The organism is Pseudomonas sp. 5C2 (assembly GCF_034314155.1).
GTDB lineage: Bacteria > Pseudomonadota > Gammaproteobacteria > Pseudomonadales > Pseudomonadaceae > Aquipseudomonas.
The window spans coordinates 206,957-223,527 of the sequence record NZ_JAVIWH010000002.1 but is presented as its reverse complement, the minus strand read 5'-3'; the positions used below and the strand labels follow the sequence as shown (position 1 = coordinate 223,527).

The window sequence follows — 16,571 nt, the reverse complement described above, 5'->3', positions numbered from 1 at the left end:
CCACACCAACAAAAAGTCCCCGCAGCTTTGCAGCTCGGGGACTTTTTTTGTTTCTGCACCTTACATGTCTACCCTTACATCTCTACCTGGGTGCCCAACTCAATCACCCTGTTGAACGGTAGATTGAAGAAGCGCAGATTACTGTTGGCATTCTTGAGCATGAAAGAGAACAGCCCTTCGCGCCAACGCGCCATACCTTCCAGCTTGGAAGCGATGACTGTTTCACGGCTGAGGAAGTACGTGGTGCGCATCGGGCTGAAGTCCAGCTCATCCAGATGGCACAGCTTCAGCGCAGCTGGCACATCCGGTTCGTCGATGAAACCAAAATGCAGGATCACCCGGAAGAACCCCTCTCCGTAAGCTTCGACCTCAAAGCGCCGGCTCGCGGGAACGCGTGGTGAGTCCTCGTAAACTACCGTCAGCAACACCACTTGCTCGTGCAACACCTGGTTGTGCAGCAGGTTATGCAACAGAGCATGCGGCACCGCATCGGCGCGCGCAGTGAGAAATACTGCCGTACCCTGCACGCGATGCGGCGGTTGTACACGAATACTGCTGATAAAGATCGGCAGCGGCAGCCCCCCCTCATCGATCCGATCCACCAGCAACTGTTTACCGCGCTTCCAGGTGGTCATCATGATGAACAAAGCAATCCCCGCCAAAACCGGGAATGCACCGCCCTGCACTATCTTCGGCACGTTAGCCGCAAAGAACAGCCCGTCGACCAGCAAGAAGCAAAGCAGTACCGGTACGGCCAACAACGGCGGCCATTTCCACAGTAGCAACACCACCGCAGCCACCAGTATCGTGGTAATCAGCATCGTCCCGGTCACGGCAACCCCGTAAGCGGAGGCCAGCGCACTGGAAGATTCGAAACCCAGCACTAGCAAGATCACACCCACCATCAGCGACCAGTTCACCGCGCCGATATAAATCTGCCCCTGGGCAGAGCTGGAGGTGTGCTGAATGTGCATGCGCGGGATGTAACCCAACTGGATCGCCTGCAACGTCATGGAGAAAGCCCCGGAAATTACCGCTTGCGAAGCGATCACCGTGGCCAGGGTTGACAGAACGACCAGCGGAATCAGCGCCCAACTGGGTGCCAGCAGATAGAACGGGTTACGCGCGGCTTCAGGATTGTCGAGCAGTAGCGCGCCTTGACCAAAATAGTTCAGCACCAGCGCCGGCAGCACCAGAATGAACCAGGCGCGGGCGATTGGCTTGCGACCGAAATGGCCCATATCGGCATAAAGCGCTTCGGCACCAGTCAGTGACAACACCACAGCACCGAGAATTGTCACGCCGATGCCCGGATGGACGACAAAGAAGCGCACGCCCCACGCAGGGTTCAGTGCGTTGAGCACCTCGGGATGCTGCATGATCCCGTTGATCCCCAACGCAGCCAGTACCAGAAACCAGATGACCATCACCGGACCGAACAGAATGCCAATCCGCGCGGTACCGTGCCGCTGAATCAGAAACAGCCCTACCAGCACGATCAGCGACAGGGGCACGACCCAATGTTCGACACCCTTGAACGCCAGCTCCAGGCCTTCCACCGCCGAGAGCACGGAGATGGCCGGGGTGATCATGCTGTCGCCATAAAATAGCGCCGCACCAAACAGACCGAAGACCACCAACGCACCGCGCAATCTGGGGTACGGCGAGGAGGCCCGCCGCGCCAGCGCGGTCAATGCCATGATCCCACCCTCGCCCTGATTGTCGGCCCGCAAGATGAACAGCACGTATTTAAGCGAAACAACCCAAATCAGCGACCAGAAGATCAGCGCCAGAATGCCGAGCACCCCGTCGTGGTCGACCTTTACCCCATACCCCCCAGAGAACACAGTTTGGAGGGTATACAGCGGACTGGTGCCAATATCGCCGTAAACCACACCGACAGCTGCGATCAGCAGGCCCAAAGGCTTTGCCGGATGGCGCTCTGCATCTGCCTGACTAATTGCCTGACCCATTAACCACTCCCACAACCATGACCTGGACTCCAAAAGCACGACACTGCGCCAGAGTGAGCCCCGTTTTAACAGATACCGATTAACACCATTGATGCGATTGAGCGTAACGCCGCGAAGCATAGCGCAGCACTCGTCGTAATTCTCTGCATAAAGCTGGTCAATCTACGGTCCCGCCGCTAGAATTGCGCACTTTTTGATCAGCGGCGTACCAAACGCCCAGTCGGCACCCCAGCCATTTGCCCGGGCGCCACCCAATACCGAGGTTCGCTATGTCCACCGTCACCACGCCGTCTGCCCCAAAGGTTGGCTTCGTTTCCCTGGGTTGCCCCAAAGCTCTGGTCGATTCTGAGCGCATCCTCACCCAACTGCGCATGGAAGGCTATGAAATCGTGGCTACTTACCAGGACGCCGACGTCGTGGTGGTCAACACCTGCGGCTTTATCGACACTGCCAAGGCCGAATCCCTGGAAGTGATCGGTGAAGCCCTCGCTGAAAACGGCAAGGTTATCGTTACCGGCTGCATGGGCGTAGAAGAAAGCGCGATCCGCCTGGTTCACCCTAGCGTGCTGGCCGTTACCGGCCCGCAACAGTATGAACAAGTGGTCAACGCCGTTCATGACGCCGTGCCGCCAAACCTCGATCACAACCCGCTGATCGATCTGGTGCCACCTCAAGGCATCAAGCTGACGCCTCGCCACTATGCCTACCTGAAGATTTCCGAAGGCTGCAACCACAGCTGCAGCTTCTGCATCATCCCGTCGATGCGCGGCAAGTTGGTCAGCCGTCCGGTCGGCGATGTGCTCGACGAAGCTCAGCGTCTGGTCAAGGCCGGGGTCAAAGAACTGTTGGTGATCTCCCAGGACACCAGCGCTTATGGCGTCGACATCAAATACCGCACCGGTTTCTGGAACGGACAGCCGGTCAAGACACGCATGACCGAGTTGTGCGAAGCCCTCAGCACCCTCGGGGTCTGGGTCCGCCTGCACTACGTCTACCCGTACCCGCACGTTGATGAATTGATTCCGCTGATGGCCGCCGGGAAAATCCTGCCGTACCTGGATATCCCCTTCCAGCACGCCAGCCCGAAAATCCTCAAGGCGATGAAACGCCCAGCCTTCGAAGACAAGACCCTGGCGCGAATCAAGAACTGGCGCGAAATCTGCCCGGATCTGATCATTCGTTCGACCTTCATCGTCGGCTTCCCTGGTGAAACCGAAGAAGACTTCCAATACCTGCTCGAATGGCTGACCGAAGCCCAACTCGACCGAGTGGGTTGCTTCCAGTACTCCCCGGTCGAAGGCGCACCGGCCAACGCCCTGGGCGATCACGTCCCGGACGAGATCAAACAGGACCGTTGGGACCGCTTCATGGCTCACCAGCAAGCCATCAGCGCAGCCCGCTTGCAATTGAAAGTCGGCAAAGAGATTGAAGTGCTGATTGATGAAATCGACGAAAACGGTGGCGCCGTAGGTCGTTGCTTCTTCGACGCCCCTGAAATCGACGGCAACGTCTTTATCGACAGTGACCAGGACCTCAAGCCGGGTGACAAGGTCTTGTGCCGAGTAACAGACGCTGACGAATACGACCTGTGGGCTGAAACGGTTTAAATCAGCCTGTCGCTCGAAAAAAGCCCTGCCCTTCAACTGGCAGGGCTTTTTTGCAACTTAGGGAAAAGTCTTACCTCCTCCCACGCCCTCCGCCGACATAACCCGCGCTCTATTCCCGTCATAGTCGTCGCTTTCGAGAAACGCGAAGGATTGTGCGAATGGGATCGGCCACTGCTAAACGGATCGCACTGCCAGAAGATTTCCCCTGGCAACAAAGCGTCGGCCTGCTGCTTGATGCGGTACAGGTCGAGAAGCTTTTGCCGCGTCTATTCGAGTGGGCCGAGACTCCAAGGGTAGACGTACTTTATCTCACCACTCGGCTTGCCGAGTTTAGAGACCTATCCCCTTGTCTTGTCCGCCTGAAAGGTGCGGGCGACCCTGCACTGGCGCAGTTCCTGGAAAATGTCGATCAGCTGTGGGGCTTCCTGCTCGTCAGCGATGAGCCTTGGGAGCAAGTGGTTGCGCATCTGCGCTGGTTGACCGTCATTGAGCATCCGTCCGGGCAAGAAATGCTGCTGCGCATGGCCTACCCGCCGGTGGCAGATGCCCTGTTTGGAACGGAATATCCAGACTCCATGCTGTTCGGTCCCTGCCAGCATATCTTCACCGCAGACCTTGCGCGTAGCGGCTGGCATCGCTACATCCGCCCCGGCGAAATGCCGCCCCCGAAACACGATGCGCCCTACCGGTTTAACGAAAAGCAATGGGACAGTCTCGACGACGCCAGCTTTCGCAAACGGGTGACCGAACTCTCCCGGCACATGAAGCACTACTTCCCTGACTACCAGGCTGAGTTAACGGATCAGCAGTATCGGGAGCATCTGCAGGCGTTGGCGCGCCGTGCTGTCGAGCACGGTTTTGACTGTGAAAAAGAACTGTACCTGTACGCCAATGCCCATGGCTTTGTGGACGAACAAGGGCTACGGAAAGACCCCGACATCGTCAGCCTTTTAGACCCTAAATCCAGTTTACCCAAGGCCCAGCGCATCGAACGCATTGCTGATCTGGCCCAGAAAAGGTGCCTGCCATGACCGATTTCATGACCCCTCGCGGTCATCTGGCCAATCTGGTCGCCCAAGCCAAAAGCGCCACGCCCTTCGGCGAAGTCGGGGTTTGCCCACTCATGCAAACAACCATTCACCTGCTGCCGGTACGTTACGGCCTGGTTGAAGACGGTCTCGATCCGAGCGCTGATCTGGCGATGCCTTACACGCTGCAAAGCCGCCCCTTGGGTCTACGCATGTTGCGTGACGGTTATCTGTACGTGATCGACAGCGCCACCGGCCTGAACGAGTACAGCATCAAGCAGGGGTCATTGGAACACTGGCTGTTCGACGGCAAGGAGGTCAAAGAGGATCACCGGACCCTCGCCCTGGGCGATCCTCCCGAAATGATCTTCTCCAAGAGCAGCGTCCTGCATGTCGCCTACTCGGAGGTGCAGTGGACCGTCGCCAAGTGCCGGCAGGTGCTCGATAGCGCCACCGAGCGCGAGCACTTCATGCAGTGCATCGACCTTGCGCCGGTCAACAGCGAACACATCGTCGCGCCGCTGCTGCATGAGCGGCACGCGAAGAAATGGCTGGCCGAGGTGGTGCAGGATCACGATGCCCCTCATCAAGGCCTTACCCCGGAAGAAAACATTCCGTATCTGTGGGAACACCCACCGCTGTTTCGTCAGACCTTGATCGAGGAGCTGACCAGCCAGGTCAGCGATGATCACAAAAGCGACTTCCTGTTCCTCGCCGTGCGCGACGATATCGGCGTGATGCGCGACCTGGCGAACTATCAGGACAAGGTGGTGGGCTGGATCGATGACTGGGCCCGCAGCGGTCAGGAAGCGGGCCACACGGAGCGTGATTACTTGCTGGGCTGCTACATCGAATCGCTGAGCCAGATCAGTGCCGCCCACCTCAGCAAGATGGCCGAGAGCACCGATGACCCTGCGCTCAAGGCGTTATTGCTTGATCTGGAAAAGCTGCCCGAACCCCAGCGTGGGGAGACACGGCAGGCATTGCTAGAGGTGCTGAGTCTTGATCCTGTTGCCAATCCGCTGCCAGACGCTTCCGATTCGGATCTGCCAGCCGACCTCAAGGCACAGCTAAAAAACATCCAGGCCAGACCTGCGCGAACTTATGGCTACATGGTCAACGAACTGAAAAAAACCGTCGAGCTGTATTACCTCAAGCAAAATCTCGCCACCGCCGACCCCGACTTTGTCGCCACCCACTGGCAAACCCTGGTCAAACTGCACCGAGAACAAGATAAGCGGCTAAGAGACCTGCTGTACGGCGCCCGCTGGGGCCAGCGCGGAATCAACGACCTGATCGACCGTCCGCGCATGGACGCTTTTCTTAAGGCGCAACGCCCCAAGCTCGCGCATTGGAACACCCTGCTTGATCGCATCACCCACGACCGACTGGAGATGCTCACCCTCAACCGTTTCCACCGCGCCGCCTGGTATTACGACACCAACGATCTGGAGCAGATCGATCACGCCTTGCTCACCCAATACGACTGCTTGAAAGACCTGTGCCGCAGTGACACTGCCTACGACACCATTGTTGCCTGGCTGAACCGCAACCCGCAGCAGAGCCGCGCACTGTTTTTTACCTTGCCGCTGAGCGTACAGACCGAACTGGCCGCGCAATTCGCCTTGTTCACCAATGCGGGCTGGGGACTGCTTAAAAGCGCGCCGGAGTGGATCGAGAAGCTGAAAACGCTGTTTGCCGGCCACCTGCCGGACATCGAGACCCTGCCCCACCCCACGCAAGTCAATGCCACCGCCGCCTGGGGCACCCTCGCCCCCGCCGTGCAGTGGGGCGTGCAACAAGGGCTGCACGACTTCATGCAGGCCTTGGACAAAGGCCAGATGCCGGACATCGAGGCACTGTTTCGGTACCTGCCCAAGACCTTCGGGGTTTCGTTGCTCGACGCGGCCCGGCGCGAGAAGGTCAGCTTTCAAATAGCAGATGCCGACGACCTGAAAGCCCTGGGTGAGACGGTCAAGGAGGTGCAGGCGAAACGTAGATACCTGCGTTCCCTGAACAACAATGCCCGTCGCTATCGTGCGGAAAAAGATCACTGGCTGGCTCAAGAGCTGGAAAACCAGCGGCCTGAGACTCAACAGAAACTTAACGTTCTGGAAGAGCGACTGGCCCGGATGTTGAGCCCGATTCGTGAACTACCAGAGGGCACGGTTCATCTGCAAACAGCGACGGCCGGCACGCCGGGGTTAGCGTTGGTGTTTCCTCCAGAGCAGCAGGCGCAGGTACGGTCGCTGCTGGATAACTATCGGCAGGGGGTGAGGGTTGCGCCTACAGCAGGACTATTAGGGGATGGGGCTGGGCTGTTGGTGTTTGCGGTGCAGTTGGTGAATTTTGTGCAGGTGTGGAAAGAGGTAATGGCTGAACCCGAACAAAAAAGGGACACCGGGCTATTATGGGGTCCATTTTTCACTACCGCCGCAGCAGGGTTTGGGGCCGCCCAAGGGATTGCCGATACAGCACTTAGCGCGCAGGTGGCGGTGTTGAGTAAGAACATAAAAGTAGCCGAGTTGAAAGGCGTGCACGTCCAATTGGGAAAGTTGCATCTTGGCTTGGGCCTTGCTGGCTACTTCGTCGGAACGCTAGCCGCAGCAATGAGCCTGAAGAGCACTACTAGCAATTGGCTAAATGCTGCACGCGAAGGCAACGGTGCAGCACAAGCGGGTGCCACTCTAAGCATGGCGGGCAATAGCGGCTTTTTACTAAGCAACGCTTATGGTTTTGGTGAAACATTGATGGCGGGTAAAAACGTCCTATCCGTTGCATCTCAAACCGAAGCCCGTCTGGCAGCTTGGGCCGTAGCGGGCACACGTCTGTCCACAGTGTTTTTCCGCGTCAATATGGCCGGGATTTTGTTCACCGCTCTGGAACTGTCGGGCACTTGGTTTTACAACCGCTATAACCTCAGTCGCCATGATCAATGGTTGCAGACTACTCCCTGGAGCCGAAGCGCGGATCGACGTTTGTCGCTGGCGTTAAGCGAGTACCAAAAGAGTCTGCACGTTCAGGTCAAAGCCCCAAAAATCGAAGTGCGGCCCGAGCAACCCGATAATCAGGGCACCCTGTCTGCGACGCGAATAGTGCTGCACCTGTCCACCACCTCCAGTGCCGATTTGATAAGACCTTTTGGCAACAGCAAAGCCAAAACCGTGCTCCGGATAGGCGGCTATGAAGTACGGACCCACACCACGCGCGTCAAACCCGTCGAGCGCTGGACTGTCGCGACTGACGCATTGATCCAAAAACTGCAGATCAAACAAGCAACACCTCTGGTTCTGGAGTTTGAGGCGCCCAGTCGCGAGTATCGCCCAACCGCCACCGAGCGCGACGAGTTGGTGGTCACCGTTGAACTCGGAGACTTTAGCCCCGAAGATGGCGTTTACTTGCTCAACGTTTATCAATTCCGCGTACCTCTCGACGGCCACGGCGGTGAAATCTTCGACAAAAATCTCGAACCTCAAGGGGATAAATGCACTTTTTACCTGATTGATCCCCTCCTCCTGCAGCAGGAGGACGACTGATATGGCTGCGCTCCTTAACGCGCAGCCACCGATCAGCCGTGAACCATATGCAGGGATGATCGAAAACTTCCCCAGCGGCCAGGTTATTTATCTGGCCCCCGTTCCATTGCCTACCGATATGCCGGCTCAGGACTATGGAAATGCAGTGAGTTCGATAAGTGACACCTATATGGATTTTGGGCTGGGATTACCGACTACATTTAGTTGGCAACTAATTGTGGGGGGACCATTTTCATGCTTTGTTATGGTCGCCTTCTTGGCTCCAATGATCTTTGGTCTAATGGGATTATTCCTAGGAGAGAATCTAAAAAGTTCTGTTGATTTTGCATTGGGTATGATCCCATCTGGCTTGCAAATCGGCGCGTGGGGCGGCGGCCTCGCTCTAGCCCTCGGCATAATCATCTCCCTCAACCACCTCGCCAAATACGAAACCCTGGTCCCCACCCGCTTCAACCGCCAGCGCCGTGAAGTCTGCTTCGTCCCGGCCGGTCAAACCGAACCGATCTTCGTTCCTTGGGAATCACTCTCCGCGCGGGTCGTCCAGGCCAGAGGTGTCACCCAATACGGCCTGAACATCCAGTACGCCATGGGCCTCGGCTTTTACCACCCGCCTCACGATCAGCAATACACCCTGGAGTTTCACTGCGCCGGTTTTGAGTTGGCCATCTGCAACTGGGAGGCGATTCGCGCGTACATGGAGTATGAGGTCCACACGCTCAAGGACATTCAGGACCCTCTCGACCTGCAAGGCCCCGACGATCCGCCACATGAAGGGCTGCACACGTTCTACAACGCCCGCGAACGCATGCGCCGTCGGCGTAAAGCAGGGGAAGTGGGCTGGGGTTATCCGTTCTGGTGGTACCTGTACCACGTCATGACCCTCTGGACCTTGCCCAATCACCTCACCGAATGGGAAATCCGCCGCATCAAAAGCATGGGTCGCGCCGCCGTGCCCGAGGCGATGCAGGCATGGTCCGCTCCACTGCCGGAAGCTGAGTGGGTCAAGCCCAGCGAGAAGTTGCAACGCATGAGCAAAATGGTCATGGACCTGCGCCAGCAAGAGCCGCAAGTCTCGTTGATTCAACACTTCGTTGAAGTGCAGATTGCTGAAGCGAAACGAGAGAGTCAAGAAGAGGACGGCGATGACGCCCTGATCGATCCTCTCCAACTGCCGCAGCAGGACGACTGATATGGCTAAGCCGCCCCTTAACGCGCCGCCACCGATTAGCCGTGAACCGTATGCCGGGATGATAGAAAACTTCCCCAGTGGTCAGGTTATTTATCTGGCCCCCGTTCCTTTACCTACCAACAGGCCGGCTCAGGACTATGGACATGCGGTAGGTGAAGTCAATAACAGCCATATGGACTTTGGGTCAGGAATGCCGGCGGTATTTGGCTGGCACATAACATTAGGTGTTCCTTTGGGCATTTTTTTTATGACGGCTTTCTTGGCGCCAATGATCTTTGGCCTGATGGGATTATTCTTAGATGAGGACCTAAAAAGTTCTGTCGATTTTGCATTGGGTATGATTCCATCTGGCTTGCAAATTGGCGCGTGGGGCGGTGGCGCCATCCTCGCCCTCGGCATCATCATCTCCCTCAACCACCTCGCCAAATACGAAACCCTCGTCCCCACCCGCTTCAACCGCCAACGCCGTGAAGTCTGTTTCGTCCCCGCAGGCCAAACTGAACCGATCTTCGTCCCTTGGGAATCACTCTCGGCGTGGGTCGTCCAGGCCAGAGGTGTCACCCAATATGGCCTGAACATCCAGTACGCCATGGGCCTCGGTTTTTACCATCCGCCTCACGATCAGCAGTACACCCTGGAGTTTCACTGTGCCGGTTTTGAGTTGGCCATCTGCAACTGGGAGGCGATTCGCGCGTACATGGAGTACGAAGTCCACACGCTCAAGGAAATTCAGGACCCGCTCGATCTGCAAGGCCCCAACGATCCGCCGCATGAGGGGCTGCACACGTTCTACAACGCTCGCGAACGCATGCGCCGTCGGCGCAAGGCGGGCGAAGTCGGCTGGGGTTATCCGTTCTGGTGGTACCTGTACCACGTCATGACCCTCTGGACCCTGCCCAACCATCTCACCGAATGGGAAATCCGCCGCATCAAAAGCATGGGCCGCGCCGCCGTGCCCGAGGCGATGCAGGCATGGTCCGCTCCGTTGCCAGAGGCTGAATGGGCCAAACCCAGCGAGAAGCTGCAGCGCATGAGCAAAATGGTCATGGACCTGCGCCAACAAGAGCCGCAGGTCTCGTTGATTCAGCATTTCGTTGAAGTGCAGATCGCTGAAGCAAAACAGAAGTAAGGGCTAAAAATCAGCGGTGAAACGCCGCTTGTCACCTTAAACGCTCTTCGGGACCGGCGTGTTCATCTCGCACAACGGGCACGTCAGCTGTCCACTGAGGATTTTTTCGACTTGCCCCTGCGATGCAGCAACGCTGCCGGCAACCAGGGGCTGAACCTGCCCCGGCATCAATGGTATCGCCGCTATTCCCGGCACTGGCACCCCGCCCAACACGATCGGCACGCTGCTGAAAATCCCGGCAGGGCTGATGAGGATGTGTTGACCACCCGCTTTCAACGTAAGGCTGACGCCAGCATCAATGACGAGGTTAACGCCGGATTTGAGGTGCACCTCGAATCCGGCTTCTTTCACCAACACCTGACCCACACGGGTGTGGCTGCTGCCTGCCACCTGCAGGTGATCGCCCGCCAGCAACTGAACCTTGCGCTCGCCGGTGAGGGTCCGGTGTTCCTCACTTTTGAGTACCGAGGTACTGTTGCCCTTGATGGTTTCCAGACGCTGACCGCCAATTTCAGTCCGGCTGTCGTTCTGGATCAACTGTTCCAAGTCGCGCTGGGCACGCAGGTAGACCCGTTCCGCCCCGCTCTTGTCGTCAAAATGAACTTCGTTGAAACCGGTACTTGCACTGGAACTCCGGCTGCGAAAGATGCTTTTGGTCTTGTTCTCAGGCAGTCCATACGCAACGGGGTTCAGGTTATTGGGCAAACAGCCGACGATAACCGGCCTGTCGGCGTCCCCTTCCAAGTAGGAAACCAGCACCTCCATGCCCACTCGGGGAATGGTGACGGCGCCATACCCATCGCCTGCCCAACTGGACGCAACCCGCACCCAGCAACTGGTTGTTTCATCGTCCTGTTCGCTGCGGTCCCAGTGGAATTTGACTTTGACCCGACCGAATGTGTCGCAGTAGATTTCTTCATTCACAGGACCGGTGACCCTGGCGGTCTGGGTGCTGTGGATTCGCGGTTTCGGGTGCTCCAGCGCCGGACGGAACTGGACCGCTTCCGCAATGGCGGTGAAGGTGTTGCGGTACCCCTGAACGATGCGCCCGTCTTCAACCGGGCTGCTGTCGGCCAGTTCTTCGAGCACCTGCGGCTGTCTTGCTTCATGCTGTACAAAAACCAGCACCCAGTGGGTTTCGGGGTCGTAATCCGGCACCAGGTGCACGCGCGATCCACTGCGTAAAAGCGGCGCATCACTCTCACCATCCGCCAGGCGAAACCCGGTTTGATGGCGCTCAAGCGCACGCTTGGATAAAACGTCACCGCGCCGCCGCTCTTCGAAATTCCCGGGGTAGACGTAATCCTCCAGGTAGGGACCGTATTTGGGGACTTCGCCGCTCTCCCATTGCGCCTGGGTTCGCAGGGGATTTTGCAGGCTCTGCAGCGGGATATGGGTCTGTTTGAAGTCATGGTCGCGCAGGGCGACATGATTGGTTTGGGCGGTAAGACGTACGCCAAAGGCCTTGACCACCGGACCTTCGGCCACCAGGCCGCTGGCCGGTTTGAACGGCAACACCTGCGGAGATTGCTGCGGGAATCGGGTTTCATCGTCGGCAAAGATCAGGCAATGACTGTCTGGCGTGTGCTCAAACCGATAGAAAATCCCCTCTTCTTCGCATAACCGGCTGAGAAAGTGCAGGTCCGACTCGTCGTACTGCACGCAGTAGTCGCGCGGCGCCACGCTCCCCGTGATGCGGTCGAACGATGCATCGGTGCCCTTCAGCATGCGATGCCCTTTCAGCACCTCAAGAATGATCTCCGGCACGGTCATTTTCTGGAACGAACGGCGATGGCTCGAATGTTCCAGAAAAGCCAGATAAGGCGCCAGCACCAGATGGTAATGGGTGAACGCCCCGCCTGTTTTGCCTTTGCGGATCGCATAAATATGACCGTGCAACCCCTGCCCTTGCGCCCCGAATCTCAGGTAGGCCGCTTTATGCAGCAAGCCGTCCAACGCGTGGGATGAGCGCCTGCTCACCAGTTCGATGTTGATTTCATAGGATCGGCTCAGCGCCTCGGTCCCGTGAAAACTCAACACCTGCAAGTCAGTTTGCTGCTGCCCGTTGATGTCCAGAGAGAGCTTCGGGGTAAGGCCGGGATGAGACATGCGCGCATCTTCGTGTTGGAAGGGGCACGCAGTGTCATTGAAAACAGACTCAGCGAATGCCAGTCACACTGCAAGGAACACGTAAGACTCTTCCCGATATCGAGTGGGCTTGATCCGACACCGTCGAAACCTGTCAGGAAAACGTGGCAGACTCGACAATCAGAGCCCCTACAAAAAATCACCAACAAGCTGTTTTTTTTCTATTAGATTTAATCAACACAAGATCACACTTCAAAAAAATCGACATTAAAAAGCTGCCGAGTCACGGACCGACACTTTTGCCTAAGGAGACAGGTTGTATGCGCAGTCATTCGGTCATTCATACGCCACGACAGAGTGATTACCCGGAGCTCGCCCGCATCTGGGAAGACTCGGTGCGGGCCACCCATGATTTCTTGCCCAGCTCCTATATCTCTATGCTCAAGAGCATGGTGCTCAATCAGTATCTGGATGCGGTGATGCTGATTTGCAGCAAAGACACTCGGCAACGAATCACCGGTTTCGCCGGAATTGCCGCGGGCAAGGTCGAAATGCTGTTCATCGATCCTGAGCACCGCGGCCAAGGACTGGGCAAGTTGCTGCTCGCTCATGCTATTGAGCACTTCCACGCCGATCAACTGGACGTCAACGAGCAAAACCTTCAAGCGCTGGGGTTCTACCTCAAGCAGGGGTTTGAGGTAATCGGTCGTTCGGAGGTGGATGGCATGGGTCATGCCTTACCCGTTACTGCACATGCGACTGAGCAGGCCCCATTGAATGAAGCCTGCGCTGCATGCCATCACGATCAGTCAAGCAAACTGTCAATCAGGGCCTTGTTGAAGTGCTCTGGGTCCTGGATTTGTGGCGCATGCCCCAGCGTGTCGAACTCAAACAGCGTTGCATGAGGAATGCGCTTGGCCACGGCCTTGCCTAGTTCGGGATAGTTACCCAATGTCTTGCGCAATGCTTCGGAGGCCAGGTCTTTGGCGATGGCGGTGTTGTCCTTTTGCCCGATCATTAACAGGGTGGGCATTTTCAGGCGTTCGAACGCGTAGAACACCGGCTGATTGAAAATCATCTCGTAGGTCTGTGCCGAGGCGCGGACCACCTCGTCACGCCCCTTGCCGTTGTACATGCCCGCTTGCATATCGACCCAATGATCGAACTCCGGGCGCCATTGGTTGGCGTAATAAGTCGCCTGCTGGTATTTGCGGATGCTGTCGGCATTGGTTTTCAAGTCGCGCGCATACCATTGCTCGAACGTGAGAGCAGGCACGCCTTTGGCTTTCCAGTCCTCAAGACCGATGGGGTTGACCAAGACCAGTTGGTCGACCTGTTGCGGGTACATCAATGCAAAACGGGTAGCCAACATACCGCCCATGGAATGCCCGAGCACAATGACGTGGTCTATGCCCAGATGGGTGAGCAGCGCGTTGGTGTTCTGCGCCAATTGCTCGAACGTATAGCGGTAATGTTCAGGTTTACTCGACCGACAGAAACCGATCTGATCAGGCGCAACTACCCGGTACCCCGCGTCGCTCAACGGTTTGATTGTCCCTCCCCAGGTCGCGCCACAAAAATTCTTGCCGTGCAGCAGCACAACGGTGCGCCCATTGGACGTATGGGACGGTTTGATGTCCATGTAGCCCATCTGTATCTGTTCACCCTGAGACTCAAAAGCAAAATTCTGTGCTGGATAGGGATACTCGAAACCTTGCAATTGCGGGCCGTAGGACGGCGTTTCAGCAGCGAACAACGGCAAGCTGACGCTCATTATCAATGCGGCAAGCCATTTGGACATAAACCAGACTCCAGGGAACACGCTTTAGCCAATCAGGACCAGGCGTCACCCGCGATGGGTTCCTGGATGGCCTTTCGCTAACGAAAAAGCACAGAACGACCACCTATCTTGAAGGCATTTTCAATGTGGCCGCGATTAACACTGCGTGCGCGGGTACAATAGCCGTCTTTCCCCTTAAGTAACGGCTCTTTGTCATGACAGACCCCATTCGCCTTTCCAAACGCCTTGTCGAGCTGGTCGGCTGCTCCCGCCGGGAGGCTGAACTGTTTATCGAAGGCGGTTGGGTCACGGTTGACGGTGAAGTCATTGAAGAACCGCAGTTCAAAGTCGATAACCAGAAAATCGAGCTCGACCCCGAGGCAAAAGCAACAGCTCCGGAATCAGTGACCATTCTCTTGCATCAACCGGCGAACATCGACGCCGAAAGCGCGCTGCAACTGATCACCCCCGGCACCTTGTCCGAAGAGCATCGGTACGGTAAGCGCCCCCTAAAAGGGCACTTCATGCGCCTGTCGCCCATTTCGACCCTGCAAGCCAACGCCAGCGGGTTGATGGTCTTCAGTCAAGACTGGAAAATACTGCGCAAGTTGACCGACGATCGCAGCAAGATCGAACAGGAATACGTGGTCGAGATCGAAGGAACCATGGCAGCCCATGGCCTCAATCGCCTCAACCACGGCCTGACTTACAAGGGCAAGGAACTACCGGCAGTAAAAGCCAGCTGGCAGAACGAAAACCGCCTGCGCTTCGCCATGAAGAACCCCCAGCCCGGCGTCATTGCCCAACTGTGTGAAAGCGTCGGCCTCAAGGTCGTGTCCCTTCGACGCATCCGCATCGGCGGTGTGTCCATGGGCAAGCTGCCAGAAGGCCAATGGCGCTACCTGTCCGGCAAGGAAAAATTCTAAGCCGGCTTGCACCCTCACATTTCAGCGTCGCACAGGCTTCCCGTGCGACGTTCACATCAGACTTATCAGGACCGTAAACCATGATGAACAACGACGTACTGCGTAGCGTTCGCTACATGCTCGATATCAGCGATGGCAAAGTCGTGGAGATCATCAAGCTGGGTGGCCTGGACGTGTCCAAGGACGACGTGATCGCCTTCATGAAAAAGGACGAGGAAGAAGAAGGCTATCTGAATTGCAGCGATGAAGTCATGGCGCATTTTCTCGATGGCCTGGTGATCTTCAAGCGCGGCAAGGACGACAGCCGCGCCCCGCAAAAAATCGAAGTGCCGGTGACCAACAACACCGTGCTGAAAAAACTGCGGGTTGCTTTCGAACTCAAGGAAGACGACATGCACGCCATTCTCAAGGCGGCCGAGTTTCCGGTGTCCAAGCCTGAGCTGAGCGCGCTGTTCCGCAAGTTCGGCCACAGCAACTACCGGACCTGCGGCGACCAGCTGCTGCGCAACTTCCTCAAGGGCCTGACGCTACGCATTCGCGCCTGAGTCCCCTGCTTCAAAACGGATGACCCGACGGACCTCGACCCAAGATCATGACCATGACTTACAACGTCTCCCCCGTCGGCTTCATGCGCTCCTGCTTCAAGGAAAAATTCGCCATCCCCCGGCAGCCTCAACTGGCTCCCGCTGCGCGTGGCGTCCTGGAGTTGGTGGCACCCTTCGACCATGCCGACGCCGTGCAAGGGCTTGAGCAGGTCAGCCATATCTGGCTACTTTTTCTTTTCCATCAGACTCTGGAAGAAAAGCCGCGCCTGAAGGTTCGCCCGCCGCGCCTCGGAGGCAACCAGACCATGGGCGTGTTCGCGACGCGTGCGACTCATCGCCCTAACGGCATTGGTCAGTCGGTGGTGAAGCTGGAGAAGGTAGAGCCTGGGCGCCTTTGGGTCTCGGGCATCGACTTGCTGGACGGCACTCCGGTGCTGGACATCAAACCGTATGTGCCCTACGCCGATAGCGTCGAGGGCGCCACAAACACCATTGCCAGTGCCGCGCCGAAGTTGATTCCAGTGCAATGGGAAGGCAGCGCGTTGCTTCAGGCCCGTGAACACGCGCAACGTCTGAATGAGCCATTGGTCGAGCTGATTGAGCAATGTCTGGCGCAGGATCCACGCCCGGCTTACCAGGTACCGACACCAGAGCGCCGCTACGGCACACAGCTCTGGGATCTTGATGTGCGCTGGCATTACCCGCAAAACGGGCTGATACGCGTGCTTGAGGTCGTGCCTGCGACACAGTGAAGCAACATGCCGCAAAAG

11 protein-coding genes and 1 pseudogene are annotated in these 16,571 nt (G+C 57.2%); 9 read left to right on the top strand and 3 right to left on the bottom strand.

Annotated features, from left to right (window positions below; translation table 11 throughout):
- Positions 1-74: 74 nt before the first annotated feature.
- Complete coding sequence (locus tag RGU44_RS01590; RefSeq protein WP_322180406.1) at positions 75-1,973, bottom strand: potassium transporter Kup; 1,899 nt, start codon at positions 1,971-1,973, stop codon at positions 75-77.
- A 269-nt stretch (positions 1,974-2,242) separates the two neighbouring features.
- On the opposite strand from RGU44_RS01590, the gene rimO reads away from it, so the two are divergent.
- The 5 genes from rimO to RGU44_RS01565 all read left to right on the top strand — a co-directional run bounded on the left by rimO (position 2,243) and on the right by RGU44_RS01565 (position 10,462).
- Positions 2,243-3,580, top strand: coding sequence for a 30S ribosomal protein S12 methylthiotransferase RimO (rimO, locus tag RGU44_RS01585; protein ID WP_322180408.1), 1,338 nt, complete (start codon positions 2,243-2,245; stop codon positions 3,578-3,580).
- A gap of 158 nt (positions 3,581-3,738) precedes the next feature.
- Complete coding sequence (locus RGU44_RS01580) at positions 3,739-4,611, top strand: DUF4123 domain-containing protein (RefSeq protein ID WP_322180410.1); 873 nt, start codon at positions 3,739-3,741, stop codon at positions 4,609-4,611.
- Positions 4,608-8,144 (top strand): toxin VasX, encoded by a 3,537-nt coding sequence (locus RGU44_RS01575; RefSeq protein WP_322215327.1) that lies wholly within the window; start codon positions 4,608-4,610, stop codon positions 8,142-8,144. The genes RGU44_RS01580 and RGU44_RS01575 overlap by 4 nt, the downstream gene beginning before the upstream one ends.
- Positions 8,145-8,478: 334 nt before the next feature.
- Positions 8,479-9,333: a hypothetical protein gene (locus tag RGU44_RS01570; RefSeq protein WP_322215325.1), complete on the top strand. Its 855-nt coding sequence runs from the start codon at positions 8,479-8,481 to the stop codon at positions 9,331-9,333.
- A gap of 337 nt (positions 9,334-9,670) precedes the next feature.
- Entirely contained in the window at positions 9,671-10,462 is a 792-nt protein-coding gene (locus RGU44_RS01565; RefSeq protein ID WP_322215323.1) for a hypothetical protein, read from the top strand.
- 36 nt (positions 10,463-10,498) lie between these two features.
- On the opposite strand, the gene RGU44_RS01560 is transcribed toward RGU44_RS01565, so the two are convergent.
- Entirely contained in the window at positions 10,499-12,571 is a 2,073-nt protein-coding gene (locus RGU44_RS01560) for a type VI secretion system Vgr family protein (RefSeq protein WP_322215321.1), read from the bottom strand.
- A gap of 299 nt (positions 12,572-12,870) precedes the next feature.
- Between RGU44_RS01560 and RGU44_RS01555 the strand changes: the two are divergent.
- Positions 12,871-13,327: pseudogene (locus RGU44_RS01555) on the top strand (GNAT family N-acetyltransferase).
- A 28-nt stretch (positions 13,328-13,355) separates the two neighbouring features.
- Here the strand turns inward: RGU44_RS01555 and RGU44_RS01550 are convergent.
- The gene (locus tag RGU44_RS01550; RefSeq protein ID WP_322215318.1) at positions 13,356-14,351 is read right to left on the bottom strand and encodes an alpha/beta hydrolase; all 996 of its coding nucleotides are present in this window, start codon (positions 14,349-14,351) and stop codon (positions 13,356-13,358) included.
- 194 nt (positions 14,352-14,545) lie between these two features.
- On the opposite strand from RGU44_RS01550, the gene RGU44_RS01545 reads away from it, so the two are divergent.
- The 3 genes from RGU44_RS01545 to tsaA all read left to right on the top strand — a co-directional run bounded on the left by RGU44_RS01545 (position 14,546) and on the right by tsaA (position 16,553).
- Positions 14,546-15,256: an rRNA pseudouridine synthase gene (locus tag RGU44_RS01545; protein ID WP_322215316.1), complete on the top strand. Its 711-nt coding sequence runs from the start codon at positions 14,546-14,548 to the stop codon at positions 15,254-15,256.
- A gap of 80 nt (positions 15,257-15,336) precedes the next feature.
- A complete protein-coding gene (locus tag RGU44_RS01540) occupies positions 15,337-15,801 on the top strand; it encodes a DUF1456 family protein (RefSeq protein WP_322215314.1) in 465 nt (154 codons plus the stop codon).
- Positions 15,802-15,854: 53 nt separating this feature from the next.
- Positions 15,855-16,553, top strand: coding sequence for a tRNA (N6-threonylcarbamoyladenosine(37)-N6)-methyltransferase TrmO (gene tsaA, locus RGU44_RS01535; protein WP_322215312.1), 699 nt, complete (start codon positions 15,855-15,857; stop codon positions 16,551-16,553).
- Positions 16,554-16,571 lie beyond the last annotated feature (18 nt).

Coding starts and splice junctions, on each gene's coding strand:
- rimO (WP_322180408.1), top strand. CDS start 2,243: ATGTCCACCGTCACCACGCCGTCTGCCCCAAAGGTTGGCTTCGTTTCC.
- RGU44_RS01575 (WP_322215327.1), top strand. CDS start 4,608: ATGACCGATTTCATGACCCCTCGCGGTCATCTGGCCAATCTGGTCGCC.
- RGU44_RS01590 (WP_322180406.1), bottom strand. CDS start 1,973: ATGGGTCAGGCAATTAGTCAGGCAGATGCAGAGCGCCATCCGGCAAAG.
- RGU44_RS01540 (WP_322215314.1), top strand. CDS start 15,337: ATGATGAACAACGACGTACTGCGTAGCGTTCGCTACATGCTCGATATC.
- RGU44_RS01545 (WP_322215316.1), top strand. CDS start 14,546: ATGACAGACCCCATTCGCCTTTCCAAACGCCTTGTCGAGCTGGTCGGC.
- RGU44_RS01570 (WP_322215325.1), top strand. CDS start 8,479: ATGATCCCATCTGGCTTGCAAATCGGCGCGTGGGGCGGCGGCCTCGCT.
- RGU44_RS01565 (WP_322215323.1), top strand. CDS start 9,671: ATGATTCCATCTGGCTTGCAAATTGGCGCGTGGGGCGGTGGCGCCATC.
- RGU44_RS01580 (WP_322180410.1), top strand. CDS start 3,739: ATGGGATCGGCCACTGCTAAACGGATCGCACTGCCAGAAGATTTCCCC.
- RGU44_RS01560 (WP_322215321.1), bottom strand. CDS start 12,571: ATGTCTCATCCCGGCCTTACCCCGAAGCTCTCTCTGGACATCAACGGG.
- tsaA (WP_322215312.1), top strand. CDS start 15,855: ATGACTTACAACGTCTCCCCCGTCGGCTTCATGCGCTCCTGCTTCAAG.
- RGU44_RS01550 (WP_322215318.1), bottom strand. CDS start 14,351: ATGTCCAAATGGCTTGCCGCATTGATAATGAGCGTCAGCTTGCCGTTG.